Below are 22,958 nucleotides of genomic sequence, written 5' to 3' on the forward strand. Positions count from 1 at the left end.
GACGGCACCCGCGCGGTCCGTCCGCCGCGCCGCCCGCGCTACTTCAGCGCCAGGACGAGGCTGTCCGTCGGCGAGGCCCACACCGGGCGCACCTCGCCGAACCCGGCCGCGCGCAGCGCCTCCGCGTGCCACCGCACGGCGGGCGTCTCCCCGTCCGCGTGCTCGCCGTAGAGGGCGAAGCGCTCGGCGACCGGTCCGGCCAGCCGCGGGTCGGCGGCCGCCAGCCGCCACCACTCGGCCCAGTCGACCGCGCCGGCCTCCTTGTCCCGCGCCATCCGCGCGTGCCGGAACTCCCGCTCGGCGGCGTTGATCCGCGGGGTGGCCGGATCGGGCATGTGGTCGGCGTTGAGGAACACCCCGCCGTCCCGGACCAGCCCGGCCAGCTGCCCGTACAGCGTCCGCAGCTCGGGGACGTGCAGCCAGTGCAGGGCGGTGGCGGTCAGCACCGCGTCGAACGAGGCGTGCGGCAGCCGCTCCGGCCACCGCGGGTCCTTCAGGTCGGCCCGGACGAACCGGATCCGCGGCTCCCCGGCGAAGTACCCCTCCGCGATCGCCAGCAGCGCCGGGTCCAGGTCCACGCCGACGCTTACCGCGCGCGGGAACCGCTTCAGCAGCCGGTCGGAGATACTGCCCGTACCGCACGCCAGATCGAGCACCCTGGGCTCGGGGCCCACCAGCGCCTCGACCATGTCGAGCATCACCCGGAACCGCTCCTCGCGGTCGGGCATGTACCACTCCTGCTGGCGGTCCCAGCTCTCCTGCCACGCCTGCCAGTCGCCGCCGACAACGGTCTCGGTCATCGCCACCCCTCCGGCCCGTAATACCCTCGTACTGACAACACCCATTACGCATGGGTAGCCGTACCCTAGCCCCCCGCCCGTAAGGACTACAAGTGGAACTGGCCTATTACTCGGACTACGCCGTGCGGCTGGTCAACACCGAGCAGCCCGAGCGCGGCGGCGACACCCTGACCTCCGTCGAAGCGGTCCGCGAGCTGTTCGGCGAGGCCCAGCAGGCGGCCCGACGGGCCACCGAGAGCGATGTGACCCGGCTGCGCACCGTCCGCTCCCGGCTGCGCGCGGTCTTCGAGGCCGCCGACCGCGGCGACGAGGTGCTCGCGGTGGACCTGCTGAACGCGCTGATGATGGAGTTCCCGGTCAGCCCGCAGATCTCCGGCCACGAGTACCGCGACGACGACAACCGCCCCAAGTGGCACATGCACATCGCCGACCACGCCGCCAACGCCACCGCAGGCTTCACCGCGACCGCCTGCATGGGCCTGGCCTTCCACCTCACCGAGCTGGGCGTGGACCGCCTGGGCATCTGCGAGGCCAAGCCCTGCCGCAACGCCTATCTGGACACCTCGACCAACCGGTCCCGGCGCTACTGCTCCGACCGCTGCGCCACCCGCGCCAATGTCGCCGCCTACCGCGCCCGCAAGCGCCGGGAGAGCGGCCGCACCGCCGTCGCCGCCCAGGAGAGCACCGCCCGCGGCGAGCGCTGAAGGCCGCGCGGCGGCCGCACCCGCAGCCACGCCCGGGCGATCACCAGCTCGTCGGGGACCGCCCCGAACTCCCGGCTGTCGTTCTCCACGTACGGGTTGTCCCCGCGCACCCACCAGCCGCCGTCCCGCCGCTCCACCGCGCGCTTGACGATCAGCAGGTCCTGCCGGAACGGATGCCGCAGCACGACCACGTCGCCGGGCCGCACCACCGCCCCGTACTGGACCACCAGCTGGTCGCCCGGCCGGAGCGTGGGCACCATCGAGGGGTTGTAGACCTCCGCCAGCCCGAACGCCCGCAGCGCCCCGGCCCGCCCGGCACCCGCGCCGCCGCCGCTCTCCCGCTCCGGCTCGCGCACCCGCTCCGGCATCCGTACCTCCCGGTCCAGCCCCCGTGGAACCTCCACCGGACCATCCTCCATCAGTCCCGCCCCGGCCCCGGACTTTTGCCCTAAGACCCCCGGGCCGCCCGAGAAAAGCCTTCCCGTACCGAGTAATCTCGCACCTGAGAAGACGATCACGAGGAAGGACTGAACATGCTTTCCCGCCTGTTCGCCCCCAAGGTCAAGGTCAGCGCGCACTGCGACCTGCCCTGCGGTGTGTACGACCCCGCCCAGGCCCGCATCGAGGCCGAGTCGGTCAAGGCCGTCCAGGAGAAGTACCAGGCCAACGAGGACGCGGACTTCCGCACCCGCGCCGTCCTGATCAAGGAGCAGCGGGCCGAGCTGGCCAAGCACCACGTCTCGGTGCTGTGGAGCGACTACTTCAAGCCGCCGCACTTCGAGAAGTACCCGGAGCTGCACCAGCTGGTCAACGACACCCTCAAGGCGCTCAGCGCCGCCAAGGGCTCGAACGACCCGGCCACCGGCCAGAAGGCGCTGGACCTGATCGCCCAGATCGACAAGATCTTCTGGGAGACCAAGAAGGCTTGAGCCTTACCCAGGCGGTCTGACCTGCACTTTCCCGGGTCGTCCCGCCTACCTGTCCGCACCCGGTCCGCAGACCGCCGCCCTCCGGCGGCAACCGCGGACCGGGTGCGGCCGTTCCGGGGCCGGGCGCGCGGTCGCCCGGACGGCGCAGGCCGGGCCCGGTGATAGTCCCGGGCTATAAGCCCCTGACGCCCTGGCGGCCGGTGGCCAGCAGGCCGCCGTGGCGGACCAGCCAGTCGTGGTACGCCTCGCTGGCCCAGGCGATCTCGGCGTAGGCGGCGGTGAGGTCGGCGAAGAGGTCCCCGGCGGAGGCGGCCGGCGGGCCGTCCGCGCGGCAGGCCATGAAGAGCCGGACCGCGAGCGGGTCGCCGTGCAGCGGGCGGATCGCCATCCCGGGGCGGGAGCGGGCGGTGGGCTGGCAGGGGGTGACCACCTCGCCGGCCATGACGAGGTCCACGGCGGTGAGGTAATCGCCGTGCACGACCCGGGGGTTGATGCCGGCCGCCGCCCAGATGCGGCGCAGCCCGGCCCATTCGCCGTCCACCGTCGGGTCGACCATCCACTGGTCGGCGGCCAGGTCGGCGACCCGGACGACGGGGTGCGCGGCGGCCGGGTGGCTCTCCGCCAGCGCGAGGAACTGCGGTTCGCGGGCGAGGAGTTCGTGGCAGACCAGGCCGTCCGGGATGCGCAGCGGGGCGCCCTCGACCTCGTGCACGAAGGCCGCGTCGAGCTGGCCCATGGCGACCATGTGCAGCAGGGCGTTGGCGGACACATCGGTCCGTATCGTGGTGTCGGTCTCCGGCAGGCGGGTGCGCAGCCGGCGCAACCACCCCGCGACGGCGGGGCTGTTGGTGCTGCCGATGCGCAGCCGGGTGCCCTCCTCGCGGACCGAGACCGAGGCGATGTCCTCGACAAGTGCCCGCATCTCGGCCACTATCGGGCGGGCGCGGCAGAGCACCGAATGCCCCAGCGGGGTGGGCCGGCTGCCGGTCGGCTCGCGGAAGAAGAGCTGGCCGCCCAGGGCCTTCTCGATGCGGTGGAGCTGGGTCGTCAGGGAGGGCTGCGTCATCCCCAGCTGACGGGCCGCCTTGCGCACACTGCCGGTGTCGGCGATGGCGCACAACGCGCGAAGATGCCTTACCTCAAGCTCCACGCCGGGAGCATAAACGCGCGGGCGCGGCTCACACCAGCCTCTTCCGGCTCCTGCGAACTCCCGCCTTTCACCAGCACGTTGCCCGCCCGCCACCGGGGGTATTGCCCGGCGCTATCGCCACCTGGCATCTCCGCCGGGCGGGTGAACTCCGTCCACACTCAACGGCACCAAGAAATCCGCAGGGCCCCGGCCGCCGCCCCACACGGCGGCCGTACGGCCTCTCGGAAATGAAGGAGCCCCCCACATGAGATCTCACAGGACGGCGCTGTCGGCTGCGCTCGGTCTTGGTCTCGCCGCCGCGCTCGCCGCGGCGGCGCCGGTGTCCGCGACCCCCTCCGCGCACCCCGCCCCGCACCGCAGCACCCCCGCCTCGATCGCCGCCTACACCGGCTCGGCGGCCGAGAAGGCGGACACCAAGGCGTTCTTCGACGCCGTGATGGCCTCCGCCCGGGCGAAGCTGAAGGCCCACCCGGAACTGAAGACGGTCACCGTCACCTACGACGCCAGCGCGGCCCCCACCTTCGCCGGCGAGATATCCCAGAGCGCGTCCATCTGGAACAGCGCGGTCAAGAACGTCAAGCTCCAGGCCGGCAGCGGCGGCGACTTCCAGTACCGCGAGGGCAACGACCCGCGCGGCTCGTACGCCAGCACCGACGGCCACGGCAAGGGCTTCGTCTTCATCGACTACAGCCAGGCCCAGCAGTACAACCGCACCCGCATCGTCGCGCACGAGACCGGCCACGTGCTGGGCCTGCCGGACCACTACGAGGGCCCGTGCAGTGAGCTGATGTCCGGCGGCGGGCCCGGCCCGTCCTGCCAGAACACCCAGCCCGACGCCAACGAGCGGGCCCAGGTGGACCAGCTCTGGGCGAACGGCCTGGCCGGGGCCCGCTTCGGCGGCTGACCTCGCGGGCCGTTCCGGGGCGGCGTGACGGCGGTTGGCCCGCCGCTCCCCGGCCGGGCTGACGGCGGCCGGGCGACGGACGGGCCGGGGCTGACGGAGCCGGTACCTGGCGGCCGGCCCCGTACCCCCCACCAGTCCCCGCGATCCCGTGCGTCCACCCCCGCGGTGGGGCTCCTCCCCGAGCCCCACCGCTTCGGCGTGCCAGGGCGGCCGGCGGCCGGGCCCCCGGGCGGTCAGGACAGCAGCGCGTGGCCGAGGGCGACCCCGGCGAACGCGGCGGCCAGCCCGGCCACCAGACTCATCGCCACATTGAGCGCGGCGTACCCGCGGGCGCGGTCGGCGGCCAGCCGCAGCGTCTCGTAGGAGAACGTCGAATAGGTCGTCAGCGCCCCGCACAGGCCGGTGCCGAGCAGCAGTTGGAGGTGCGGGCCGGCGGCGCCGGCCGCGACCGCGCCGGTCAGCAGGCCGAGGACCAGGCTGCCGGCGGCGTTGACGGTGAACGTCCCCCAGGGCAGCACGGAGTCGTGCCGGGCCTGCACGAAGCGGTCGGTCAGGAAGCGCAGCGGTGCCCCGACCACGGCACCGGCCACCACCAGCAGCCAGTTCACGCGTGTGTGCCCTCCCCGCCGGTGCCGTCCGCCCGGCCCCCGAACGCGATCACCTCGCACGGATCGAGGGTCACCAGGCCCCCGCCGGCGAGCAGTTCCGCCAGGTGCGGGAGGAAGGCCCGCACCCGCTCCTCGGTGTCCACGACGACCACCGCGACCGGCAGTTCCTCGCTGAGCGACAGCAGCCGCTGGGTGTGGATCACCGACGTCGCCCCGAAGCCCTCGACGCCGCGGAAGGCGCTGGCGCCGGCGAGCCCGGCCGCGCGGGCCCGGTGGACGATCTCGGCGTAGAGCGGCCGGTGGTGCCAGGCGTCCTGCTCGCCGACGAGCACGGTCATCCGCAGCCCCGGCCGCCCGGGGGGCACCGCGTGCGCCGCCCCGCCCGTCATGCCGTCCGCCGCCGCAGGCCGAGGAGCGCACGGGTGGCCGACGCCGCCAGCGCCACCGCCGCGAGCGCGGCGAGCAGGGTGCCGGCGAGGTAGGCCGCCGCGAGCGGCAGCCGGTCGGCGTCCACCAGGCGCGCGATGTCCACGGCGTACGTCGAGAAGGTGGTGAAGCCGCCGAGGATGCCGGTGCCCAGGAACGGGCGGAGCAGCCGGTGGGCCGTCCACGCCTCGGTGATCAGCACCATCAGCACGCCCATCGCGGCGCAGCCGGCCACGTTGACCAGCAGGGTGGTCCAGGGGAAGGTGCCGGCGGGGGTGGACCAGAGCAGGCCGGCGCCGTAGCGGGCCGTGGCACCGAGGGCGCCGCCGGCGGCCACCGCGCCGATCACCGGCCACTCGCCCCGCCAGGGCAGCGCCCGGCGGGCTCGCTCGTCCATGCTCCGCGGTCTTCCTGTCCGTCCGGTCCGTCGGCGGGTCCGGCCGCACAGGGCGCGGCACTCGCCGCCCCCAGGCTAAACCCGGCCGTTTGACACCGCTAAACATGGGATGTTCCCATCACCGGTGGAATCCGGCGCCCGGACGGCGGGCGCCGGCGGGGCGCGGCCCCGGGCACGACGGACGAGAGGACGGCGCCGATGCCGCTGCGCAGCACCGCCCGCACCAGCCTGGTCGAGCTGGTCATCGAGCAGATGGAGCGGCTGATCGCCGACGGCGAGTGGCCGGTCGGCGAGAAGATCCCGGCCGAGCCGGTGCTCGTGGACCAGCTCGACGTCGGCCGGAACACCGTCCGGGAGGCGGTCCGCGCGCTGGTGCACACCGGGATGCTGGAGCCCCGCCAGGGCGACGGGACGTACGTCCGGGCCAGCAGCGGCTTCGGCGCCGCGGTCCAGCGCCGGCTGCGCCGGGCCGCCGACCTGGAGACGTACGAGGTCCGCGCCTGCCTGGAGCGCGATGCCGCCCGGTACGCGGCCGAGCGCCGCACGGACGAGGACCTGGCGGCGCTGCGGGAGGCGCTGGCGGTGCGCGGGCGGGCCTGGGAGGCCGGCGACGCGGCACGGTTCATCGAGGCGGACGTGCGGTTCCACCGGGCGGTGGCCGCGGCCGCCCACAACAGCCTGCTCGCCGAGCTGTACGAGCACGTCAGCGATGCGCTGCGGGAGGCGCTGGAGGCCGTGGTCGGCGCCCCGCTGCTGCCGGACGCGGTCCGCCACCAGGTGGCCGCGCACACCGCGATCGTCGACGCCATCGAGGCGCGGGACGCGGACGCCGCCGAGCGCGCCTGCCTGGCGCACCTCGCCGAGGCCGCCGCCGCGCTGCGCGAACCGCCCGCCGCCCCCGCCCCCGCCCCGCCCCCCACCCCCGACAGCACCCAGGAGGAGTCCCCGCGATGACCCACGGACCGGCAACGGACATACCCCAGGCCGGGCCGCGGCCGGCCGGCGGCGCGGTGGACGGCACCCCGGCGGCGCCCGCGCCCGCCGGCGTCACCGGCCGCCGCGCCCTCTTCCTGGGCGCCGGCGTGATCCTGCTGGCGCTGAACCTCCGGCCGGCCCTGGTCGCGGTCTCCCCGCTGGCCGGCACCATCCGCGCCGACAGCGGGATGTCGGCGGCCGCCACCAGCCTGCTGACCGCGCTGCCGCTGCTCTGCTTCGGGCTGCTGGCGCCGGTCGCGCCGCGGCTGGGCCGGCGGTTCGGGATGGAGCGGTCGCTGCTCGGCACCATGGCGCTGATCTGCGCGGGCACCGCGCTGCGGCTGCTGGACTCGGTGGTGGCGCTGTTCGCCGGGACGGTGGTGATCGGCGCCGGCATCGCGGTGGCCAACGTCCTGCTGCCCGGCCTGATCAAGCGGGACTTCCCGGCGCGGGCGGGCCTGATGACCGGGCTGTACTCGATGTCGCTGTTCGGCGGCGCGGCGCTGGCGGCCGGGATCACCGTCCCGGTGCGGCAGGCCGCCGGGCTCTCCTGGCAGGCGACGCTGGCCTGCTGGGGCGCGCTGGCGGTGCTGGCGCTGGTCGTCTGGCTGCCGCAGCTGCGCGCCCGTACGCGGGTGCCGGCGGGGGCCGCGCGGGACGCCGCGCACCCGGTCCGCGGACTGTGGCGGTCCCCGCTGGCCTGGCAGGTCACCGGCTACATGGGCCTCCAGTCGCTGAGCTACTACGCGGCCGCCGCCTGGCTGCCGACGATGCTCCGGGACGCCGGGACGGGCGCGGGCGACGCCGGCTGGCTGCTGTCGTACTCCTCGCTGCTGGGCATCGCCGGCTCGTTCCTGGCACCGGTGGTGGTCGGCCGCCGGCTGCGGGCCGGGACGCTGGCCGCGCTGGGCGCGGTGCTGTGCGCGGCGGGCTTCGCCGGGATGTGGACGGCGCCGGTGGCCGGCGCGTACCTGTGGATGACGCTGCTGGGCCTGGGCCAGGGCGCGGCGATCAGCCTGGCGCTGCTGTTCATCGTGGAGCGCGCCCCGGACACCCGGCACACCGCGCAGCTGTCCAGCATGGCGCAGTGCTTCGGCTACATCCTGGCGGCGACCGGACCGGCGGTGCTGGGCGCGGTGCACGACGCCTCGGGCACCTGGAGCGTGCCGCTGGCGGTGCTCCTGGTGCTGCTGGTGCCGCAGGTGGCGGCGGGGTGGGGGGCGGCCCGGCCCCGGCACGTCGCGGGCCGGTGAGCGCCGCCCCCGGCGCCGCTACAGCCAGCCGTTCCGCTTGAAGCCGCGGTACATCAGCCAGCAGACGACCACCATCACGGCCATCACCAGCGGGTAGCCGAAGGTCCAGCTCTTCTCCGGCATGTACTCGAAGTTCATGCCGTAGACGCCGGTGACCATGGTGGGCACGGCGAGGATCGCGGCCCAGGCGGACATCCGGCGCATCGCCTCGTTCTGCGCGTTGGCGACCTGGGCGAGGTGCGCCTGGAGTATCGAGTTCAGGAGTTCGTCGAAGCCGTTGATCTGCTCCCGGACCCGGTCGAGGTGGTCCGCCACGTCCCGGAAGTAGGTCTTGATCCGGGGGTCGATGTACGCCAGGGAGCGGGTCGCCAGCTCCTGGAGCGGGCGGTCCAGCGGGGTCACCGCCCGCTTCAGTTCGAGGAGTTCGCGCTTGAGCTGGTAGATCCGGCCGGCGCCGCGGCTGCCGCGGACCGAGAAGACCTCGCTCTCGACGTCGTCGATGTCGTCCTGGACGGCGGCGGCGACGTCGAGGTAGTCGTCCACGACGAGGTCGGCGATGGCGTGCAGCACGGCGGACGGACCGAGCGCGAGCTGGTCCGGGTCGCGCTCCAGCTGCTCGCGCAGCGGGCCGAGCGAGCCGTGGCCGCCGTGCCGCACCGTGATCACGAAGTCGGCGCCGGTGAAGACCATGATCTCGCCGGTGTCGACCACCTCGCTGGTGTCGGTGAGCTGGTCGTGCTCGACGTAGCGGACGGTCTTGAAGACGGTGAACAGCGAGTCGTCGTAGCGCTCCAGCTTGGGGCGCTGGTGGGCGTGGACGGCATCCTCGACGGCGAGCGGGTGCAGTCCGAACAGCTCGACGATGCCGGCGAACTCGACCTCGGAGGGCTCGTGCAGGCCGATCCAGACGAAGCCGTCGCCGGTCTCCCGGACCTGCCGGAGGGCCTCCTCGGCCGGCCGGTGGCCGTCCTGGCGCACCCCGGACACGTAGACCGCGCAGTTCACCACGGCGGTGCCGAGCGGCGAGCGGGCCGGGTGGCTGAGGTCCACCCCGGCCTGGCGCGGCTGCGGCAGCCGGACCGCTTTGCGGAGATTGCTGATCATCGACACCGGGCCAGTATCGCTCGCACCGGCGCGCGGCGGGTACGGCCGGGGCGCGATTTTGCGCACTCCGCACCGCGCCATGGTGCGGGCCGTGCCCGCCATGTGCCCGCGCGCCGGGGGGGGCGTGCGCCGGGCCCGCGGCGCCGGGACCGGCCCTGGTAGGACAGCATCTGTCCTGGATCCCCGGCTCCCCCGCCATCATCGACGCCATGAGTGAGACATCGGCACGTCTGCTGAACCTGCTGTCGCTGCTCCAGACGCCGCGCGAGTGGCCGGGCCGGGAGCTGGCCGACCGGCTGCGGGTGACCACCCGCACCATCCGCCGCGACATCGAGCGGCTGCGCGACCTGGGGTACCCGGTGCACGCCACGATGGGCGCGGACGGCGGCTACCGGCTTGCCGCGGGCGCCGCGCTGCCGCCGCTGCTGCTGGACGACGAGGAGGCGGTGGCCATCGCGGTGGGGCTGCGCTCGACCGCCGGGCACACCATCGCCGGCATCGAGGAGGCGTCGGTCCGGGCGCTGGCCAAACTGGAGCAGGTGCTGCCGGTCCGGCTGCGGCGGCGGGTGGCCACCCTGGGCACGGCCACCGTCCCGATGCCGGCCGGGGACGGCCCGACGGTCGATCCGGAGCACCTGACGGTGCTGGCCGCGGCGATCGCCAACCACGAGCGGGTGCGCTTCCGCTACCGCGCGGGCGCCGGCGAGCTGAGCCGCCGCGTGGTCGAACCGCACCGCCTGGTCCCCGCCGGCCGCCGCTGGTACCTCGTCGGGTACGACAACGACCGTGAGGACTGGCGGATCTTCCGGGTGGACCGGCTGAGCGAACCGTTCGCCACCGGGGTGCGGACCCCGCCCCGGGAGCTGCCGGCCGCGGACGCCGGGGCGTACGTCCGGGAGCGGATGCGCGGGCTGGCGGCCGCCTATCGGGCGGTGGTGACGGTGTCCGGGCCGGCCGAGGAGGTGGCCGCGCGGCTCGGCGGCCCGGCGGCGGGCGAGGTGGTGCCGCTGGACGGCGAGCGCTGCCGGTGGCACAGCGCCCCCGACTCGCTGGAGTGGCTGGCGATGCGGCTGGTACTGCTGGGCCGGGAGTTCACCGTGCACAGCCCGCAGGAGCTGACCGGGTACCTGCGGGAGCTGGGCGGCCGGGCGCTGCGGGCCGCGGCGGGCGAGGGGGCCGCGGGGGCCGAAACGCCCGGGGAGGGCGGCAGCGCGGCGGGCCCGATCCACGGGAATACCCCAGGGGGGTAGGCTGTCCACGCGGGGGCGGGCACACGGTGGGCGGGACGCCGTCCGGCCGTGCCCCACGGCCCCGCAAGGAGAGGAAGCAGCCGTATGACCACCGCGATCGACGGGCCCGTCGTCGAGCTGGAGATCGGCGGGATGACCTGCGCCTCGTGCGCGGCCCGGGTCGAGAAGAAGCTCAACCGCATGCCCGGGGTCACCGCCACCGTCAACTACGCCACCGAGAAGGCCCAGGTGGTGCTCGCGGAGGGCAGCGGCGTGGCGACCGCCGACCTGATCGCCACGGTGGAGCGGACCGGCTACACCGCCGCCGTCCCGGCGCCGCCCGCCCCGGAGCCCCCCGCCCAGGAGGCCGGCCCCCCGGCCGCGGAGGGGGACGCCGGCCCGCTCGCCGCGCTCCGGCAGCGGCTGCTGGTGTCCCTGGTCCTCACCGTCCCGGTGGTCGCGATGGCGATGGTCCCGCCGCTCCAGTTCACCCACTGGCAGTGGCTCTCGCTCACCCTGGCCGCCCCGGTGGTGGTGTACGGGGCATGGCCGTTCCACCGGGCCGCCTGGACGAACCTGCGGCACGGCGCGGCCACCATGGACACCCTGGTCTCGATGGGTACCCTCGCCGCCTTCGGCTGGTCGCTGTGGGCGCTCTTCCTCGGTACGGCCGGGATGCCCGGGATGACCCACCCGTTCACGCTGACCGTGGCCCGCACCGACGGCGCCGGGAACATCTACCTGGAGGCCGCGGCCGGGGTGACCACGTTCGTCCTGGCGGGCCGGTACGCCGAGGCGCGCGCCAAGCGGAAGGCCGGCGCGGCGCTGCGCGCCCTGCTCGAACTGGGCGCCCGGGACGTGGCGCTGCTGCGCGCCGGGCGGGAGGTGCGGGTGCCGGCCGGTGAGCTGCGGGTCGGCGACCGCTTCGTGGTCCGCCCCGGCGAGAAGATCGCCACCGACGGCACGGTGGTGGAGGGCTCCTCCGCGGTGGACGCCTCGATGCTGACCGGCGAGTCGGTGCCGGTGGAGGTCGCCCCCGGGGACACCGTCACCGGGGCCACGGTCAACGCGGGCGGCCGCCTGGTCGTCGAGGCCACCCGGGTCGGCGCGGACACCCAGCTGGCCCGGATGGCCAGGCTGGTCGAGGACGCGCAGAACGGCAAGGCCGCCGCCCAGCGGCTCGCCGACCGGATCTCCGCGGTCTTCGTCCCGGTCGTCCTCGTGCTCGCGCTGGCCACCCTCGCCTTCTGGCTGGGCACCGGCCGCGGCACGGTGGCCGCATTCACCGCCGCGGTCGCCGTACTGATCATCGCCTGCCCGTGCGCGCTCGGACTGGCCACCCCGACCGCGCTGATGGTCGGCACCGGCCGCGGCGCCCAGCTGGGCATCCTCCTCAAGGGGCCGGAGGTGCTGGAGACCACCCGCCGCGTCGACACCGTCGTCCTGGACAAGACCGGCACGGTCACCACCGGGGTGATGACCCTGACCGCCGTGCACCCCGCCGACGGAGTGAGCCGGGCGCAGGCGCTGCGGCTGGCCGGCGCGCTGGAACACGCCGCCGAGCACCCGATCGCCCGGGCCGTCGCCACCGCCGCCCAGGAGGAGGCGCCCGGCGGTGCCCTGCCGGTCCCGGAGGACTTCGCGGCCGTCCCCGGCCTCGGGGTCCGCGGCACCGTGGACGGGCACGCCGTCCTGGTGGGCGGGGAGCGGCTGCTCACCGGACAGGGTCAGCAGCTGCCGCCCGCCCTGGCCGCCGCCAAGGAGACCGCCGAGAAGGCCGGGCACACCGCGGTCGCGGTCGGCTGGGACGGTGCGGCCCGCGCCGTGCTGGTGGTCGCCGACGCGGTGCGGCCCACCAGCGCCGAGGCGGTCCGCCGGCTGCGCGCGCTGGGGCTGCGGCCGGTGCTGCTGACCGGCGACCACGAGGCGGTCGCCGCCTCCGTGGCCGCGGAGGCCGGGATCGACGAGGTGATCGCCGGGGTCCTGCCCGAGGAGAAGGCGGCGGTCATCGCCCGCCTCCAGGCCGAGGGCCGCTCGGTCGCCATGGTCGGCGACGGCGTCAACGACGCGGCCGCGCTGGCCCAGGCCGACCTGGGACTGGCCATGGGCACCGGCACCGACGCCGCCATCGAGGCCGGCGACCTCACCCTGGTGCGCGGCGACCTGCGCGCCGCGGCGGACGCCATCCGGCTCGCCCGCGCCACCCTGGGCACGATCCGGACCAACCTCTTCTGGGCGTTCGGCTACAACGTCGCCGCGCTGCCGCTGGCCGCGGCCGGCCTGCTCAACCCGATGATCGCCGGCGCCGCGATGGCCTGCTCCTCACTCTTCGTCGTCGGCAACAGCCTGCGGCTGCGGCGCTTCACGGCCCTGTCCTGAAGGCCCCGCCCGCCCCGGCCGCACACCGCGCGACCGGGGCGGCGCGTGGGAAGCCTCCAGTTCTGGCGCCCGAACATTGGCGGATCGCGCAGCCGCACGGGACCGCGCAGCGGCGACACTGTCCGGGTACCGCCCGCTCCACGTACCGCAGGGGACCTCATGACCGGGTCGCGCATCCTGGCCCTCGGCCATTACCAACCCTCCCGGGTGCTCACCAACGACGACCTCGCCCGGCTCGTCGACACCGACGACGCCTGGATCCGCAGCCGCGTCGGCATCCGCACCCGCCATGTCGCCGCGCCGGACGAGACGGTGGACGCGATGGCGGCCGCCGCCGCGGAGAAGGCGCTGGCCGCGGCCGGGCTGGCCGCCGGCGACATCGACCTGGTGCTGGTCGCCACCTGCACCGCCACCGACCGCAGCCCGAACACCGCGGCCCGGGTCGCCGCCCGGCTGGGCATGGCCTCCCCCGCCACGATGGACCTCAACGTGGTCTGCGCGGGCTTCACGCACGCCCTGGCCACCGCCGACCACGCCATCCGGGCCGGTTCCGCGGCCCGCGCCCTGGTGATCGGCGCGGAGAAGTTCACCGGCGTGGTGGACTGGTCGGACCGCTCGACCTGCGTCCTGGTCGGCGACGGCGCCGCGGCCGCGGTGGTCGCCGCCTCGCCGGAGCCGGGGATCAGCCCGGTCCTGTGGGGCTCGGTGCCGGAAATGGGCAACGCGGTCCGCATCGAGGGCGAACCGGCCCGCTTCGCCCAGGAGGGCCAGACCGTCTACCGCTGGGCCACCACCCAGCTGCCCGCGATCGCCCGCCAGGTCTGCGAACGGGCCGGCCTGGCCCCCGAGGACCTGGCCGGTGTGGTCCTGCACCAGGCCAACCTGCGGATCATCGAGCCGGTCGCGGAGCGCCTCGGCGCGGTCAACGCGGTGATCGCCCGCGATGTCGTCGACTCCGGCAACACCTCCGCCGCCTCGGTCCCGCTGGCCTTCGCCAAGCTCGTCGAACGCGGCGAGATCCCGGCCGGCGCGCCGGTGCTGCTCTTCGCCTTCGGCGGCAACCTCTCCTACGCCGGCCAGGTCGTCCGCTGCCCCTGAGGCCGCGCGGCGGCGGGCGCGGCGGCGGGTCCGCCGGGGGCGCGCCGGCCGGTGTCCGTTTCCTTCAAGACCGGCCCGCCGGGGACCCCCTACGCTCCCCGCCATGAGCACTGTCCCCGTACCCCGACTGGACGCGATCGGCCTGGTCACGGCCGACCTCGCGGCGTCCCTGGCCTTCTACCGCCTGCTGGGCCTGACCGTGCCCGACGGCGCGGAGAACGCACCCCACGCCGAGGCCCCGCTGCCCGGTGGCCTGCGCCTGATGTGGGACACCCACGAGACCGCCCGCGCCCTGGACCCCGGCTGGACGCCGCCGGCCCCCGGCGGCCACACCGGGCTGGCCTTCCGCTGCCCGGACCCGGCGGCGGTCGACGCCCTGTACGAGGCGCTGACCGCCGCCGGGCACAAGGGCGCCAAGGCCCCCTGGGACGCCGACTGGGGCCAGCGCTACGCGGTCGTCCAGGATCCCGACGGCCAGGGGGTGGACCTGTTCGCCCCGCTCCCGTAGGCCGGCGGCCGTCAGTCGGTGTCCTGCGGGTGCTCCTCCAGATACATCACGCCGCAGGTCCGGCAGAACGGCTGCGCCTTGGCCGTCCCCCACTGACCGGCCGTTTGGGTGGCGGCGGCCGGGGCGAGCGGCTGTCCGCACATCGCCGTGGTCGCTCCCACCCGGGTCATGTGCCACTTCTTGACCGGCGTGTCCTCGTGCGGCAGCACGCCTTCCTCGTACTCAGCGCGCATCTCGTGCTCCATGGCGGGTGCACCTCCTACCGCCCACCATGCGCCCGCGCCCCGGCCGCCACAACGCCGCCCGCGCCCGGCGGCCCGGCGCCCGTCCGGGTGACCGGCGGGGCGGGCGGCGCGGGCGGGGCGGGGTCCGGCCTAGAAGACCGACCACCCGGTGAGCGTGGTGAACTGGTCGAGCGCGGCCATGCCCGCCACGGAGTTCCCGCGCGCGTCCAGCCCCGGGCTCCACACGCACAGCGTGCACCGGCCCGGTACCACGGCCACGATGCCGCCGCCCACCCCGCTCTTCGCCGGCAGCCCCACCCGGTAGGCGAACTCGCCCGCCGCGTCGTACGTCCCGCAGGTGAGCATCACCGCGTTGATCCGCTTGGCCGCGCGGGCCTCCAGCAGCCGGCTGCCGTCGGCCCGCAGCCCGTGCCGGGCCAGGAAGCCGCCGGCCACCGCCAGGTCCCGGCAGGACATCTCGATGGAGCACTGCCAGAAGTAGTGCTCGATGACGGTCGGGACCGGGTTCTCCAGGTTGCCGAACGAGGCCATGAAGTGCGCCAGCGCCGCGTTCCGGTCCCCGTGGTCGGCCTCCGAGCCGGCCACCGCCTGGTCGAACGCCACGTCCGGGTTGCCGCTCTCGGCCTGTAGGAACTCCAGCATCGAGGTGCTGGCGTCACCGGTCATGGTCAGCAGCCGGTCGGTGACCACCAGCGCGCCGGCGTTGATGAAAGGATTCCGCGGAATGCCGTTCTCCCACTCCAGCTGCACCAGGGAGTTGAACGGCGACCCCGAGGGCTCCCGCCCCACCCGCCGCCAGATGTCCTCGTCCCCGTGGGACCCGGCCATCACCAGCGCCAGGGAGAACGCCTTCGAGATCGACTGGACGGAGAACGGAACCTCCCAGTCGCCGGTCCCGTGCACCTCGCCGTTGATGTCCGCGACGGCGATGCCGAAGCGGTCCGGGGAGACCCGTTCCAGCGCCGGGATGTAATCGGCGACGTGCCCGCGCCCCACGAACGGCCGCGCATAGGCCGCTACCTCCTCGAGAACGGCCTGGTAGTCCATGCCGCACACGCTATCCCGCGCCGAGCAGTACCCTCATCGGAGCCCCCGCGAGCGACTTCACCTCGCGCGCCAGATGGGCCTGGTCCGCGTAGCCGGCGCGGGCGGCGACCTCGGCGTACGGGACGCCGGCCCGGGCCAGTTCGAGCGCCCGCACCAGCCGCAGCACCCGGGCCAGGGTCTTCGGCCCGTACCCGAACACCGCCAGGCTGTGCCGGTGCAGCCGCCGTTCGCCCATACCGGCCAGCCGGGCCACCTCGGCCACCGGCAGGCCGCGCCGGAGCCCGGCCACGATCGCCCCGGTGCGGCCGGAGCGGCCGGGCAGCGCGCCCGGCCCGCCGGTCCACGCCCCGCCGTCCCGCAGCCGGTCCCGCGCGGCCGCCTCCAGCACCGCGCCCGGCGCACCGGCCGCCGCCCGCTCGGCCAGTTCCCGGGCCCGCCGGTCGCCCCACAGGTCCGCGAGCGGTACCCGGCGGTCGCGCAGTTCGCCGGCCGGCACCCCGAAGACCGCCGGGCCCTGGCCCGGTGCGAACCGCAGCCCCGTCCAGCGGGTCCCGGCCGGCGCCCCGGCGCCCGCCCGCTGCGGCCCGGTGTCCGGTCCGGCCACCAGCAGCCGCCCGCCGCCCCAGATCAGGTCGGTGCAGCCGTCGGGCAGCACCGGTCCCGCCCCGGGCACCGTGGTGGTCGTCCACAGCACGGCCCCCGGCACCCGCGACGCCCGCTCCTGGTAGACCCCGGCGGCCGCCCGGCCGCCGTCCGCCCCCGGTGCGCCAACCGGCTCACCCATGTCGCGCTCCTCGCCCACATCCCCCAGCCTGGCACGGGAACCCCGTGGCCGTCCCCGCCGTTGATCCCTTGCAGAGCACGGAACGACAGCACGGAACCGGCAAGCACGGCACCGGCACAGCACAGAACCGACACGTACGGAACCGACACCGCGGACCGCCGCCCCCGGCAGCGCGTCCCCGGCACCGACACCGACCGGGTCCACCGACCCGTAGCCCAGGAGGCAGCAATGTCAGGGTTTCTCGACCGCGCCAAGGAGCAGGCCAAGCAGGGCCTGGCCCAGGGCAAGCAGAAGGTCGACGAGCTCCAGCAGCAGCGGGCCGGCAACGAGCTCCTGCGCAAGCTCGGCGCCGCCTACTACGCCGAGCACCGCGGCAGCGGCACGCCCGAGGCCACCCAGAGCGCGCTGACCGCCCTGGAAGCGCACATCGCCGCGCACGGCGACAGCTTCCTGCACGGCTGACGCCCCGCCCCGCACCCCCGTCCCCACCCGTCCCGCTCCCCTCCCCCTCGTGACCAGCCCCGGCCCACGGCCCCTGCGCCCCCGCCTGCCCTCGCCCCTCCAGCCCCTCGACGACGCGCCGTTCGCCCGCCGCGGCGTCCGCCTCGTCCTCAAGCGCGACGACCTCATCCACCCGGACCTGCCGGGCAACAAGTGGCGCAAGCTCGCCCCCAACCTCCGGGCCGCGGCCGAGGCCGGCGACCGCACCCTGCTCACCTTCGGCGGCGCGTACTCCAACCACCTGCGCGCCACGGCCGCCGCGGGCCGGCTGCTGGGCTTCGCCACCATCGGCGTGGTCCGCGGCGACGAGCTGGCCGGCGCCCCGCTGAACTGGTCCCTGGCCCGCTGCGCCGCCGACGGCATGCGCCTGCACTTCACCGACCGCGCCACCTACCGCCGCAAGGCCGAGCCGGAGGTGCTGGCCGCCCTCCGCGCGCGCTTCGGCGCCTTCCGGGTCATACCGGAGGGCGGCAGCAACTCCCTCGCCGCCCAGGGCTGTTCGGAGCTGGGCCGGGAGCTGCGCGGGCAGGCCGACACGGTCGCGGTGGCCTGCGGCACCGGCGGCACGCTGGCCGGTCTGGCGGCGGGCCTCGGCCCCGGCCAGCGCGCCCTGGGCGTCCCGGTCCTCAAGGGCGGCAGCCCGCACTTCCTCCATGACACGGTCGCCGGGCTCCAGCAGGCGGCCTTCGGCGGCGTGCGCGGCGACTGGTCGCTGGCCGAGGGCTTCGACTGCGGCGGCTACGCCCGCAGCACGCCCGAACTCGACGCGTTCGCCGACGCCTTCGAGCAGCGGCACGGCCTGCCCGTGGAGCGGGTCTACGTCGCCAAGCTGCTGTTCGCGCTGACGGCGCTGGCCGGGCGGGGCGCCTTCCCGCCGGGCAGCACCGTCGCCGCCGTCGTGACCGGCACCCCGTGAGGGCCCGTTCGGCGGGCCGCTACGACGTGCCCTCCCGGTAGGCCGCGGCCTCCTCCAGGTCCAGCCGGCGCAGCAGGGTCCGCATCATCTCGTCGTCGATCCGGCGGGCGTCCCGCAGGGCGACGAAGACCCGCCGCTCGGCCTCGATCATCTCGCGGGCCAGCCGGCGGTAGGTGTCGTCGGCGGTCTCCCCGGTCACCTCGTTGACCGTGCCCAGCCGCTCCCAGACCGCGTTGCGGCGGCGCTCCAGAACGGTGCGCAGCCGGTCGGCGAGGGGGCCCGGCAGGGCGTTCCGCTCGTCCTGGAGCAGGGCGTCGAGCCGGTCCTCGGCGGCCCGCGACGCCTCGTTCTGGGCCTGCGCCTCGGCGAGCGTCTCGGCCTGGACGTCCCGGCCGGGCAGCCGCAGCGCCCGGATCAGCGGCGGCAGCGTCAGCCCCTGGACGACGAGGGTGCCGATGACGGTGGTGAAGGTCAGGAAGAGCACGAGGTTGCGGGCCGGGAAGGGCCCGCCGCCGGGCAGCTGCGCCGGGATGGAGAAGGCGATGGCCAGCGAGACCACCCCGCGCATCCCGGCCCAGCCGACGATGACCGGCGCGGTCCAGGTGGTGTCCGGCTCCCGGGTGCGGATCCGGGCCGAGAGCAGCCGCGGCAGGTACGTCGCGGGGAAGACCCACAGGTACCGCGCCAGCACCACCACGGCGAACACCACCGCCGCGTACGCCAGGGCCTGCGCGGTGCTGAACGCGCCCAGCCCGCGCAGCACCACCGGCAGCTGGAGCCCGATCAGCGCGAACACCGCGGACTCCAGCACGAAGGAGACCATCTTCCACACCGCCTCCTCCTGGAGCCGGGTCTCGAAGTCCACCTGCCAGGAGCGGTGCCCGAGGTAGAGGCCGACCACCACGACGGCCAGCACCCCGGACGCCTTGACCTGCTCGGCGGCGGCGTAGGCGGTGAACGGGATGAGCAGCGAGAGGGTGTTCTCCAGGAGGGGCGAGGTGCGCAGCCGGCGCCGCAGCCAGTGCAGCGGCACCATCAGCACGACGCCGATCCCGATGCCCCCGAGGGAAGCCAGGGCGAACTCCGACAGGCCGCTGCCCCAGGTGGCCGCCGTCCCCAGCGCGGCGGCCAGCGCCACCTTGTAGGCGGTGATCGCGGTCGCGTCGTTCACCAGCGATTCGCCCTGGAGGATCGTGGTGATCCGGTGCGGCAGCCCCAGCCGGCGGGCGATGGCGGTGGCCGCGACGGCGTCCGGCGGGGCGACCACGGCGCCCAGCACCAGTGCGGGGGCCAGCGGCAGCCCCGGGATCACCAGGTAGGCGGCGTACCCGACGGCCAGCGTCGCGAACAGCACGTAGCCCACCGAGAGCAGCGCCACCGGCCGCAGGTTGGCCCGCAGGTCCAGGTAGGAGCTGTCCAGCGCGGCGGTGTGCAGCAGCGGGGGCAGCACCAGCGGCAGCACGATGTGCGGATCGAGCGGGTAGGCGGGGACGCCCGGGAGGTAGGAGGCGCCCAGCCCCGCGGCGACCAGCAGCAGCGGCGCCGGCACCGGCGTCCGCCGCGCCAGCCCGGCCACCCCCGCACTGCCCGCCACCAGCAGCAACAACGGCATCACGTTCACGCCCGCACCGTCCCCACACAACTCCCCCGCCGGCCGTCCCGGCGATCTAACCTGGCCATCATGAGCGAGCGCAGCGAACGGATCATCCGAAGGCGGGGCGCGCCCGGTGCGGGCGGGGCCGGGCGGAGCGGGGTGCCGGCATGACCGACTGCGCGCACGCCTCCGGTCTGCCGGACCCCGAACCGGCGCCGCTGAGCGAGACCTGCCGGGAGTGCCTGGCCGCCGGCAGCCACCCGGTGCAGCTGCGGCTGTGCCTGGTGTGCGGGTACGTCGGCTGCTGCGACTCCTCGCCGTACCGCCACGCCACCGGGCACTTCCACGAGACCGGCCACCCGGTGATGCGGTCCTTCGAGCCGGGCGCCTCGTGGCGGTGGTGCTTCGTGGACGAGGTGCTGGTCTGAGCCCGCGCGGCGGCGGGCGGGGCACCGCCGTCGGCCCCGCCGGGGCGCCGGTCTAGCCTGTGCGGCATGATCCGCGAAGCGACACCCGACGACGTCCCCGACATCCTCGCCATGATCGGCGAACTCGCCGCCTACGAACGGGCCGCCGAGGCCGCGCAGGCCACCGAGCCGCAGCTGAAGGAGGCGCTGTTCGGCCCCCAGCCGGCCGCCTTCGCGCTGATCGCCGAGGACGCCGGTACACCGGTCGGTTTCGCCCTGTGGTTCCGGAACTTCTCCACCTGGACGGGCACGCACGGTGTCTACCTGGAGGACCTCTACGTACGCCCCGAGGCGCGCGGCGGCGGCCACGGCAAGGCGCTGATGGCGGCCCTGGCCCGGATCTGCGTGGCGCGCGGCTACCAGCGTTTCGAGTGGTCGGTCCTGGACTGGAACGAACCGTCCATCGGTTTTTACCGGTCCATCGGCGCCCGCCCCATGGACGAATGGACCGTCTTCCGGCTCACTGGAGGGGCGCTGCACACGCTCGCGGAGACCGCGCCCGCCAACGGAGCGTGACCGAACGCGATTTGACGGCGCAGACCCCTACCACCGTCCGTGCCCGAGGTTTTACACTCTGTAACAGACGCGCCGCCGGCGAGCCGGCCGTCGCCGTCCGGACGGCTGCCCTGCTCCTTCCGGGCGACACCGGCCCGCCGATCGCGATAGCGTCACAGCCGAACCACGACCCGCGCCGGATCGTTCTCCTTGCACCAGGCGGGAGAGCCGCCCGGCACGGATACCCCGAAGTACGCGAAGTACGCGAACGCAAGAGCTTCAACGCATTCCAGCTCTACCAGCTTGTGCCACCTTGGAGGTGAGGGTGTCCCAGATCGCAGGCGAGCCCGGGACTCAGGACTTCGTGGAAGTCCGTCTGCCCGCTGCGGGTGCCTACCTGTCCGTGCTGCGAACGGCCACGGCCGGGCTCGCAGCCCGCTTGGACTTCACCCTCGACGAGATCGAGGATCTGCGCATCGCGGTCGACGAGGCGTGCGCGATCCTGCTGCAACAGGCCGTCCCCGGCTCCGTGCTCAGCTGCGTCTTCAAGCTCATCGACGACGCGCTGCTGGTGACGGTGTCGGCCCCGACGACCGACGGCCGCGCCCCGGAGCGCGACACCTTCGCCTGGACGGTGCTCTCCGCACTGGCCGGCAAGGTCGATTCCGACGTCGCCGAGGACCGCACGGTCACCATCAGTCTGTACAAGGAGCGCGGCGCCGGTCCCGGACCGTCATGACCGAACAGGGGGCCCCGTGAAAGATCTCGAAGGCGGCGCGAGGATGGCGGCGGGCGCGGTCATCCCCGAGCAGCATGTCCGGCCGCACCCGGTGGGCGCGGACGACCACGGCGGCAGGTTGGACGCGGAGCAGGCGGAGCGGGCGGACCACATGGACCACAGCGAGCAGCAGGACGAGCGCGCGGACCGGCAGAGTCCGCCGGCCTCCGGCGACCGGCCCCGGGACGGGCAGGCCCCGGAGCCGGCGGCGGCGCAGGACCGCGGCGGCGCCCGCGCGATGTTCTACGAGCTGCGCAAGCTCCCGGACGGCTCCCCGGAGCGCGCCGAGCTGCGCAACACCCTCGTACGGATGCACCTGCCGCTGGTCGAGCACCTGGCCCGGCGGTTCCGCAACCGCGGTGAGCCGCTCGACGACCTCACCCAGGTCGCCACGATCGGTCTGATCAAGTCGGTGGACCGGTTCGACCCGGAGCGCGGCGTGGAGTTCTCCACGTACGCCACGCCCACCGTCGTCGGCGAGATCAAGCGGCACTTCCGCGACAAGGGCTGGGCGGTCCGCGTCCCGCGCCGCCTCCAGGAGCTGCGGCTGTCGCTGACCACCGCGACCGCGGAGCTGTCCCAGCGGCACGGCCGGGCGCCCACGGTGCACGAGCTGGCCGAGCACCTGAGCATCTCGGAGGAGGAGGTGCTGGAGGGCCTGGAGTCCGCGAACGCCTACAGCACCCTCTCCCTGGACGTCCCGGACACCGACGACGAGTCCCCGGCGGTCGCCGACACGCTCGGCGCGGAGGACGAGGCGCTGGAGGGCGTGGAGTACCGCGAGTCCCTCAAGCCGCTGCTGGAGGACCTGCCGCCGCGCGAGAAGAAGATCCTGCTGCTGCGGTTCTTCGGCAACATGACCCAGTCCCAGATCGCCCAGGAGGTCGGCATCTCCCAGATGCACGTCTCGCGCCTCCTGGCCCGCACCCTGGCCCAACTCCGCGACAAACTCCTCGTCGAGGAGTAACCCCCACCCGAAAAGCCCCACCGGCCCCCGACCCGGCCGGCCCAGGCCCCCACCCCGGGGCCCGCCCGCCGACTGGGCTGCCACGACCCGTCTCGGGCCCCGCTCGGCAGTCGAGCTGCCACGCCCGTGCCGGGGACCCCGCCCGGCGGCCCCGGCCCGCGGTGGCCGGTACGGGCCTACGGTGCTTCGCGCGGCCCGATGCCGAGGGCCGTGGTGGCCGTCGGGTTGACCAGCAGGACGAGCACGACCACCGCGGCCACCGCCAGCGCGGCCCCGGCGGCGATCAGCGCCCCGCCGCCCTTCACCAGCGTCCAGGCGACCGGCAGCGCCACGATCTGGGTGATCAGCGAGGGCCCCCGGCTCCACCGGCGGCGCAGCCACAGGCCCCGCGCGGCGACCAGCGGCAGCAGCGCCAGCGCCAGGATCGTCACCCCGCCCATCTCCGCCTGCTGCGGGCTGTCGGGCGACCCGGTCAGCCCGTCGATCAGCATGTACGCGCCGAGGGCGGCCAGCGCCAGCCCCTCGACGGCGGTGAGTGCCGCGGCGGCGCTCAGCCGGGCGGGGCGCGGGCCGGCCGGCTCGGCCACCGCGGGGGCGCCGGCGGCTCGCTTCGGGGACTGCTTCTGCTGACTGGTCACCCCAGCAGGGTAGCGCCGGGCCCCGGCCGGTCCCGGGCCGCCCGCACCGTGGACAGGGACGA

At 75.1% G+C, this 22,958-nt stretch carries 27 protein-coding genes; 15 read left to right on the forward strand and 12 right to left on the reverse strand.

Annotated features, from left to right (window positions below; all coding sequences use genetic code 11):
- Positions 1–38: 38 nt before the first annotated feature.
- A complete protein-coding gene (locus tag MUU72_RS12965; RefSeq protein ID WP_248013357.1) occupies positions 39–800 on the reverse strand; it encodes a class I SAM-dependent methyltransferase in 762 nt (253 codons plus the stop codon).
- 92 nt (positions 801–892) lie between these two features.
- Here MUU72_RS12965 and MUU72_RS12970 point away from each other — a divergent pair, with 92 nt between their 5' ends.
- Positions 893–1,504, forward strand: a complete 612-nt coding sequence (locus MUU72_RS12970) for a CGNR zinc finger domain-containing protein (RefSeq protein ID WP_248013358.1) — start codon at positions 893–895, stop codon at positions 1,502–1,504.
- Here the strand turns inward: MUU72_RS12970 and sodX are convergent.
- Positions 1,426–1,872 (reverse strand): nickel-type superoxide dismutase maturation protease, encoded by a 447-nt coding sequence (gene sodX, locus MUU72_RS12975; protein WP_248013474.1) that lies wholly within the window; start codon positions 1,870–1,872, stop codon positions 1,426–1,428. The genes MUU72_RS12970 and sodX overlap by 79 nt on opposite strands.
- Before the next feature lie 165 nt (positions 1,873–2,037).
- Here sodX and sodN point away from each other — a divergent pair, with 165 nt between their 5' ends.
- On the forward strand, positions 2,038–2,433 hold the full coding sequence (sodN, locus tag MUU72_RS12980) for a superoxide dismutase, Ni (protein WP_033298259.1): 396 nt from the start codon (positions 2,038–2,040) through the stop codon (positions 2,431–2,433).
- A 172-nt stretch (positions 2,434–2,605) separates the two neighbouring features.
- Here sodN and MUU72_RS12985 read toward each other — a convergent pair whose 3' ends face one another.
- Positions 2,606–3,583, reverse strand: a complete 978-nt coding sequence (locus MUU72_RS12985) for a LysR family transcriptional regulator (RefSeq protein ID WP_248013359.1) — start codon at positions 3,581–3,583, stop codon at positions 2,606–2,608.
- A 244-nt stretch (positions 3,584–3,827) separates the two neighbouring features.
- Between MUU72_RS12985 and snpA the strand changes: the two genes are divergently transcribed.
- Positions 3,828–4,487, forward strand: coding sequence for a snapalysin (gene snpA, locus MUU72_RS12990; protein ID WP_248013360.1), 660 nt, complete (start codon positions 3,828–3,830; stop codon positions 4,485–4,487).
- 233 nt (positions 4,488–4,720) lie between these two features.
- Here the strand turns inward: snpA and crcB are convergent, their stop codons facing one another.
- The 3 genes from crcB to MUU72_RS13005 are packed head-to-tail and all read right to left on the reverse strand — an operon-like array spanning position 4,721 to position 5,918.
- Positions 4,721–5,095 carry a fluoride efflux transporter CrcB gene (gene crcB / locus MUU72_RS12995; RefSeq protein WP_248013361.1) on the reverse strand — a complete coding sequence of 125 codons (375 nt, stop codon included), beginning with the start codon at positions 5,093–5,095 and terminating at the stop codon, positions 4,721–4,723.
- A complete protein-coding gene (locus MUU72_RS13000; RefSeq protein WP_248013362.1) occupies positions 5,092–5,484 on the reverse strand; it encodes a DUF190 domain-containing protein in 393 nt (130 codons plus the stop codon). Before MUU72_RS13000 ends, crcB begins: the two co-directional genes overlap by 4 nt.
- Positions 5,481–5,918, reverse strand: coding sequence for a fluoride efflux transporter FluC (locus MUU72_RS13005; protein ID WP_248013363.1), 438 nt, complete (start codon positions 5,916–5,918; stop codon positions 5,481–5,483). The genes MUU72_RS13000 and MUU72_RS13005 overlap by 4 nt, the downstream gene beginning before the upstream one ends.
- 198 nt (positions 5,919–6,116) lie before the next feature.
- Between MUU72_RS13005 and MUU72_RS13010 the strand changes: the two genes are divergently transcribed.
- Complete coding sequence (locus MUU72_RS13010; RefSeq protein ID WP_248013364.1) at positions 6,117–6,872, forward strand: FadR/GntR family transcriptional regulator; 756 nt, start codon at positions 6,117–6,119, stop codon at positions 6,870–6,872.
- On the forward strand, positions 6,869–8,146 hold the full coding sequence (locus MUU72_RS13015) for a CynX/NimT family MFS transporter (RefSeq protein WP_248013365.1): 1,278 nt from the start codon (positions 6,869–6,871) through the stop codon (positions 8,144–8,146). The genes MUU72_RS13010 and MUU72_RS13015 overlap by 4 nt, the downstream gene beginning before the upstream one ends.
- Positions 8,147–8,164: 18 nt before the next feature.
- Here MUU72_RS13015 and corA read toward each other — a convergent pair whose 3' ends face one another.
- Positions 8,165–9,250, reverse strand: coding sequence for a magnesium/cobalt transporter CorA (gene corA, locus MUU72_RS13020; RefSeq protein WP_248013475.1), 1,086 nt, complete (start codon positions 9,248–9,250; stop codon positions 8,165–8,167).
- Positions 9,251–9,459: 209 nt separating this feature from the next.
- On the opposite strand from corA, the gene MUU72_RS13025 reads away from it, so the two are divergent.
- The 4 genes from MUU72_RS13025 to MUU72_RS13040 all read left to right on the forward strand — a co-directional run bounded on the left by MUU72_RS13025 (position 9,460) and on the right by MUU72_RS13040 (position 14,464).
- Entirely contained in the window at positions 9,460–10,500 is a 1,041-nt protein-coding gene (locus tag MUU72_RS13025; RefSeq protein ID WP_248013366.1) for a helix-turn-helix transcriptional regulator, read from the forward strand.
- 84 nt (positions 10,501–10,584) lie between these two features.
- The gene (locus tag MUU72_RS13030; protein ID WP_248013367.1) at positions 10,585–12,858 is read left to right on the forward strand and encodes a heavy metal translocating P-type ATPase; all 2,274 of its coding nucleotides are present in this window, start codon (positions 10,585–10,587) and stop codon (positions 12,856–12,858) included.
- A gap of 159 nt (positions 12,859–13,017) precedes the next feature.
- Positions 13,018–13,956 carry a beta-ketoacyl-ACP synthase III gene (locus tag MUU72_RS13035; protein ID WP_248013368.1) on the forward strand — a complete coding sequence of 313 codons (939 nt, stop codon included), beginning with the start codon at positions 13,018–13,020 and terminating at the stop codon, positions 13,954–13,956.
- A gap of 103 nt (positions 13,957–14,059) precedes the next feature.
- On the forward strand, positions 14,060–14,464 hold the full coding sequence (locus tag MUU72_RS13040) for a VOC family protein (RefSeq protein WP_248013369.1): 405 nt from the start codon (positions 14,060–14,062) through the stop codon (positions 14,462–14,464).
- An 11-nt stretch (positions 14,465–14,475) separates the two neighbouring features.
- Here MUU72_RS13040 and MUU72_RS13045 read toward each other — a convergent pair whose 3' ends face one another.
- The 3 genes from MUU72_RS13045 to MUU72_RS13055 form a co-directional block, all read right to left on the reverse strand.
- The gene (locus MUU72_RS13045; protein ID WP_248013370.1) at positions 14,476–14,709 is read right to left on the reverse strand and encodes a hypothetical protein; all 234 of its coding nucleotides are present in this window, start codon (positions 14,707–14,709) and stop codon (positions 14,476–14,478) included.
- Between the two features lie 129 nt (positions 14,710–14,838).
- Positions 14,839–15,756: a glutaminase gene (locus MUU72_RS13050; protein WP_248013371.1), complete on the reverse strand. Its 918-nt coding sequence runs from the start codon at positions 15,754–15,756 to the stop codon at positions 14,839–14,841.
- 10 nt (positions 15,757–15,766) lie between these two features.
- Positions 15,767–16,540, reverse strand: a complete 774-nt coding sequence (locus tag MUU72_RS13055) for a helix-turn-helix domain-containing protein (RefSeq protein WP_248013372.1) — start codon at positions 16,538–16,540, stop codon at positions 15,767–15,769.
- A gap of 228 nt (positions 16,541–16,768) precedes the next feature.
- On the opposite strand from MUU72_RS13055, the gene MUU72_RS13060 reads away from it, so the two are divergent.
- Both MUU72_RS13060 and MUU72_RS13065 read left to right on the forward strand, forming a co-directional pair.
- A complete protein-coding gene (locus tag MUU72_RS13060; protein WP_248013373.1) occupies positions 16,769–17,002 on the forward strand; it encodes a hypothetical protein in 234 nt (77 codons plus the stop codon).
- Between the two features lie 49 nt (positions 17,003–17,051).
- Entirely contained in the window at positions 17,052–17,957 is a 906-nt protein-coding gene (locus tag MUU72_RS13065; protein ID WP_248013374.1) for a 1-aminocyclopropane-1-carboxylate deaminase/D-cysteine desulfhydrase, read from the forward strand.
- A 19-nt stretch (positions 17,958–17,976) separates the two neighbouring features.
- Here MUU72_RS13065 and MUU72_RS13070 read toward each other — a convergent pair whose 3' ends face one another.
- On the reverse strand, positions 17,977–19,569 hold the full coding sequence (locus MUU72_RS13070) for a Na+/H+ antiporter (protein ID WP_282504047.1): 1,593 nt from the start codon (positions 19,567–19,569) through the stop codon (positions 17,977–17,979).
- Positions 19,570–19,718: 149 nt separating this feature from the next.
- Here MUU72_RS13070 and MUU72_RS13075 point away from each other — a divergent pair, with 149 nt between their 5' ends.
- The 4 genes from MUU72_RS13075 (at position 19,719) to MUU72_RS13090 (ending at position 22,258) form a co-directional block, all read left to right on the forward strand.
- Complete coding sequence (locus tag MUU72_RS13075; RefSeq protein WP_248013376.1) at positions 19,719–19,979, forward strand: UBP-type zinc finger domain-containing protein; 261 nt, start codon at positions 19,719–19,721, stop codon at positions 19,977–19,979.
- Between the two features lie 66 nt (positions 19,980–20,045).
- Positions 20,046–20,534 (forward strand): GNAT family N-acetyltransferase, encoded by a 489-nt coding sequence (locus tag MUU72_RS13080; protein WP_248013377.1) that lies wholly within the window; start codon positions 20,046–20,048, stop codon positions 20,532–20,534.
- A 304-nt stretch (positions 20,535–20,838) separates the two neighbouring features.
- Positions 20,839–21,252, forward strand: a complete 414-nt coding sequence (locus MUU72_RS13085) for an ATP-binding protein (protein WP_066973894.1) — start codon at positions 20,839–20,841, stop codon at positions 21,250–21,252.
- Between the two features lie 43 nt (positions 21,253–21,295).
- Complete coding sequence (locus MUU72_RS13090) at positions 21,296–22,258, forward strand: RNA polymerase sigma factor SigF (protein ID WP_248013476.1); 963 nt, start codon at positions 21,296–21,298, stop codon at positions 22,256–22,258.
- Between the two features lie 176 nt (positions 22,259–22,434).
- Here MUU72_RS13090 and MUU72_RS13095 read toward each other — a convergent pair whose 3' ends face one another.
- Positions 22,435–22,896, reverse strand: coding sequence for a hypothetical protein (locus MUU72_RS13095; protein WP_248013378.1), 462 nt, complete (start codon positions 22,894–22,896; stop codon positions 22,435–22,437).
- Positions 22,897–22,958: the final 62 nt, after the last annotated feature.

Source organism: Streptomyces rhizoryzae (assembly GCF_023155275.1).
In the GTDB taxonomy this organism is placed as follows: Bacteria; Actinomycetota; Actinomycetes; order Streptomycetales; family Streptomycetaceae; genus Streptomyces; species Streptomyces rhizoryzae.

Bases quoted from the DNA above. Each gene is read 5' to 3' on its own strand.
- MUU72_RS13015 (WP_248013365.1), top strand. From the start codon at position 6,869: ATGACCCACGGACCGGCAACGGACATACCCCAGGCCGGGCCGCGGCCG.
- MUU72_RS13030 (WP_248013367.1), top strand. From the start codon at position 10,585: ATGACCACCGCGATCGACGGGCCCGTCGTCGAGCTGGAGATCGGCGGG.
- MUU72_RS13025 (WP_248013366.1), top strand. From the start codon at position 9,460: ATGAGTGAGACATCGGCACGTCTGCTGAACCTGCTGTCGCTGCTCCAG.
- MUU72_RS13045 (WP_248013370.1), bottom strand. From the start codon at position 14,709: ATGGAGCACGAGATGCGCGCTGAGTACGAGGAAGGCGTGCTGCCGCAC.
- MUU72_RS13050 (WP_248013371.1), bottom strand. From the start codon at position 15,756: ATGGACTACCAGGCCGTTCTCGAGGAGGTAGCGGCCTATGCGCGGCCG.
- sodX (WP_248013474.1), bottom strand. From the start codon at position 1,872: ATGCCGGAGCGGGTGCGCGAGCCGGAGCGGGAGAGCGGCGGCGGCGCG.
- MUU72_RS13005 (WP_248013363.1), bottom strand. From the start codon at position 5,918: ATGGACGAGCGAGCCCGCCGGGCGCTGCCCTGGCGGGGCGAGTGGCCG.
- MUU72_RS13035 (WP_248013368.1), top strand. From the start codon at position 13,018: ATGACCGGGTCGCGCATCCTGGCCCTCGGCCATTACCAACCCTCCCGG.
- MUU72_RS13075 (WP_248013376.1), top strand. From the start codon at position 19,719: ATGACCGACTGCGCGCACGCCTCCGGTCTGCCGGACCCCGAACCGGCG.
- MUU72_RS13090 (WP_248013476.1), top strand. From the start codon at position 21,296: ATGGCGGCGGGCGCGGTCATCCCCGAGCAGCATGTCCGGCCGCACCCG.
- MUU72_RS13080 (WP_248013377.1), top strand. From the start codon at position 20,046: ATGATCCGCGAAGCGACACCCGACGACGTCCCCGACATCCTCGCCATG.
- snpA (WP_248013360.1), top strand. From the start codon at position 3,828: ATGAGATCTCACAGGACGGCGCTGTCGGCTGCGCTCGGTCTTGGTCTC.
- MUU72_RS13060 (WP_248013373.1), top strand. From the start codon at position 16,769: ATGTCAGGGTTTCTCGACCGCGCCAAGGAGCAGGCCAAGCAGGGCCTG.
- MUU72_RS13000 (WP_248013362.1), bottom strand. From the start codon at position 5,484: ATGACGGGCGGGGCGGCGCACGCGGTGCCCCCCGGGCGGCCGGGGCTG.
- MUU72_RS13070 (WP_282504047.1), bottom strand. From the start codon at position 19,569: ATGCCGTTGTTGCTGCTGGTGGCGGGCAGTGCGGGGGTGGCCGGGCTG.
- sodN (WP_033298259.1), top strand. From the start codon at position 2,038: ATGCTTTCCCGCCTGTTCGCCCCCAAGGTCAAGGTCAGCGCGCACTGC.
- MUU72_RS12965 (WP_248013357.1), bottom strand. From the start codon at position 800: ATGACCGAGACCGTTGTCGGCGGCGACTGGCAGGCGTGGCAGGAGAGC.
- corA (WP_248013475.1), bottom strand. From the start codon at position 9,250: ATGATCAGCAATCTCCGCAAAGCGGTCCGGCTGCCGCAGCCGCGCCAG.
- MUU72_RS13010 (WP_248013364.1), top strand. From the start codon at position 6,117: ATGCCGCTGCGCAGCACCGCCCGCACCAGCCTGGTCGAGCTGGTCATC.
- MUU72_RS13040 (WP_248013369.1), top strand. From the start codon at position 14,060: ATGAGCACTGTCCCCGTACCCCGACTGGACGCGATCGGCCTGGTCACG.
- MUU72_RS13055 (WP_248013372.1), bottom strand. From the start codon at position 16,540: ATGGGTGAGCCGGTTGGCGCACCGGGGGCGGACGGCGGCCGGGCGGCC.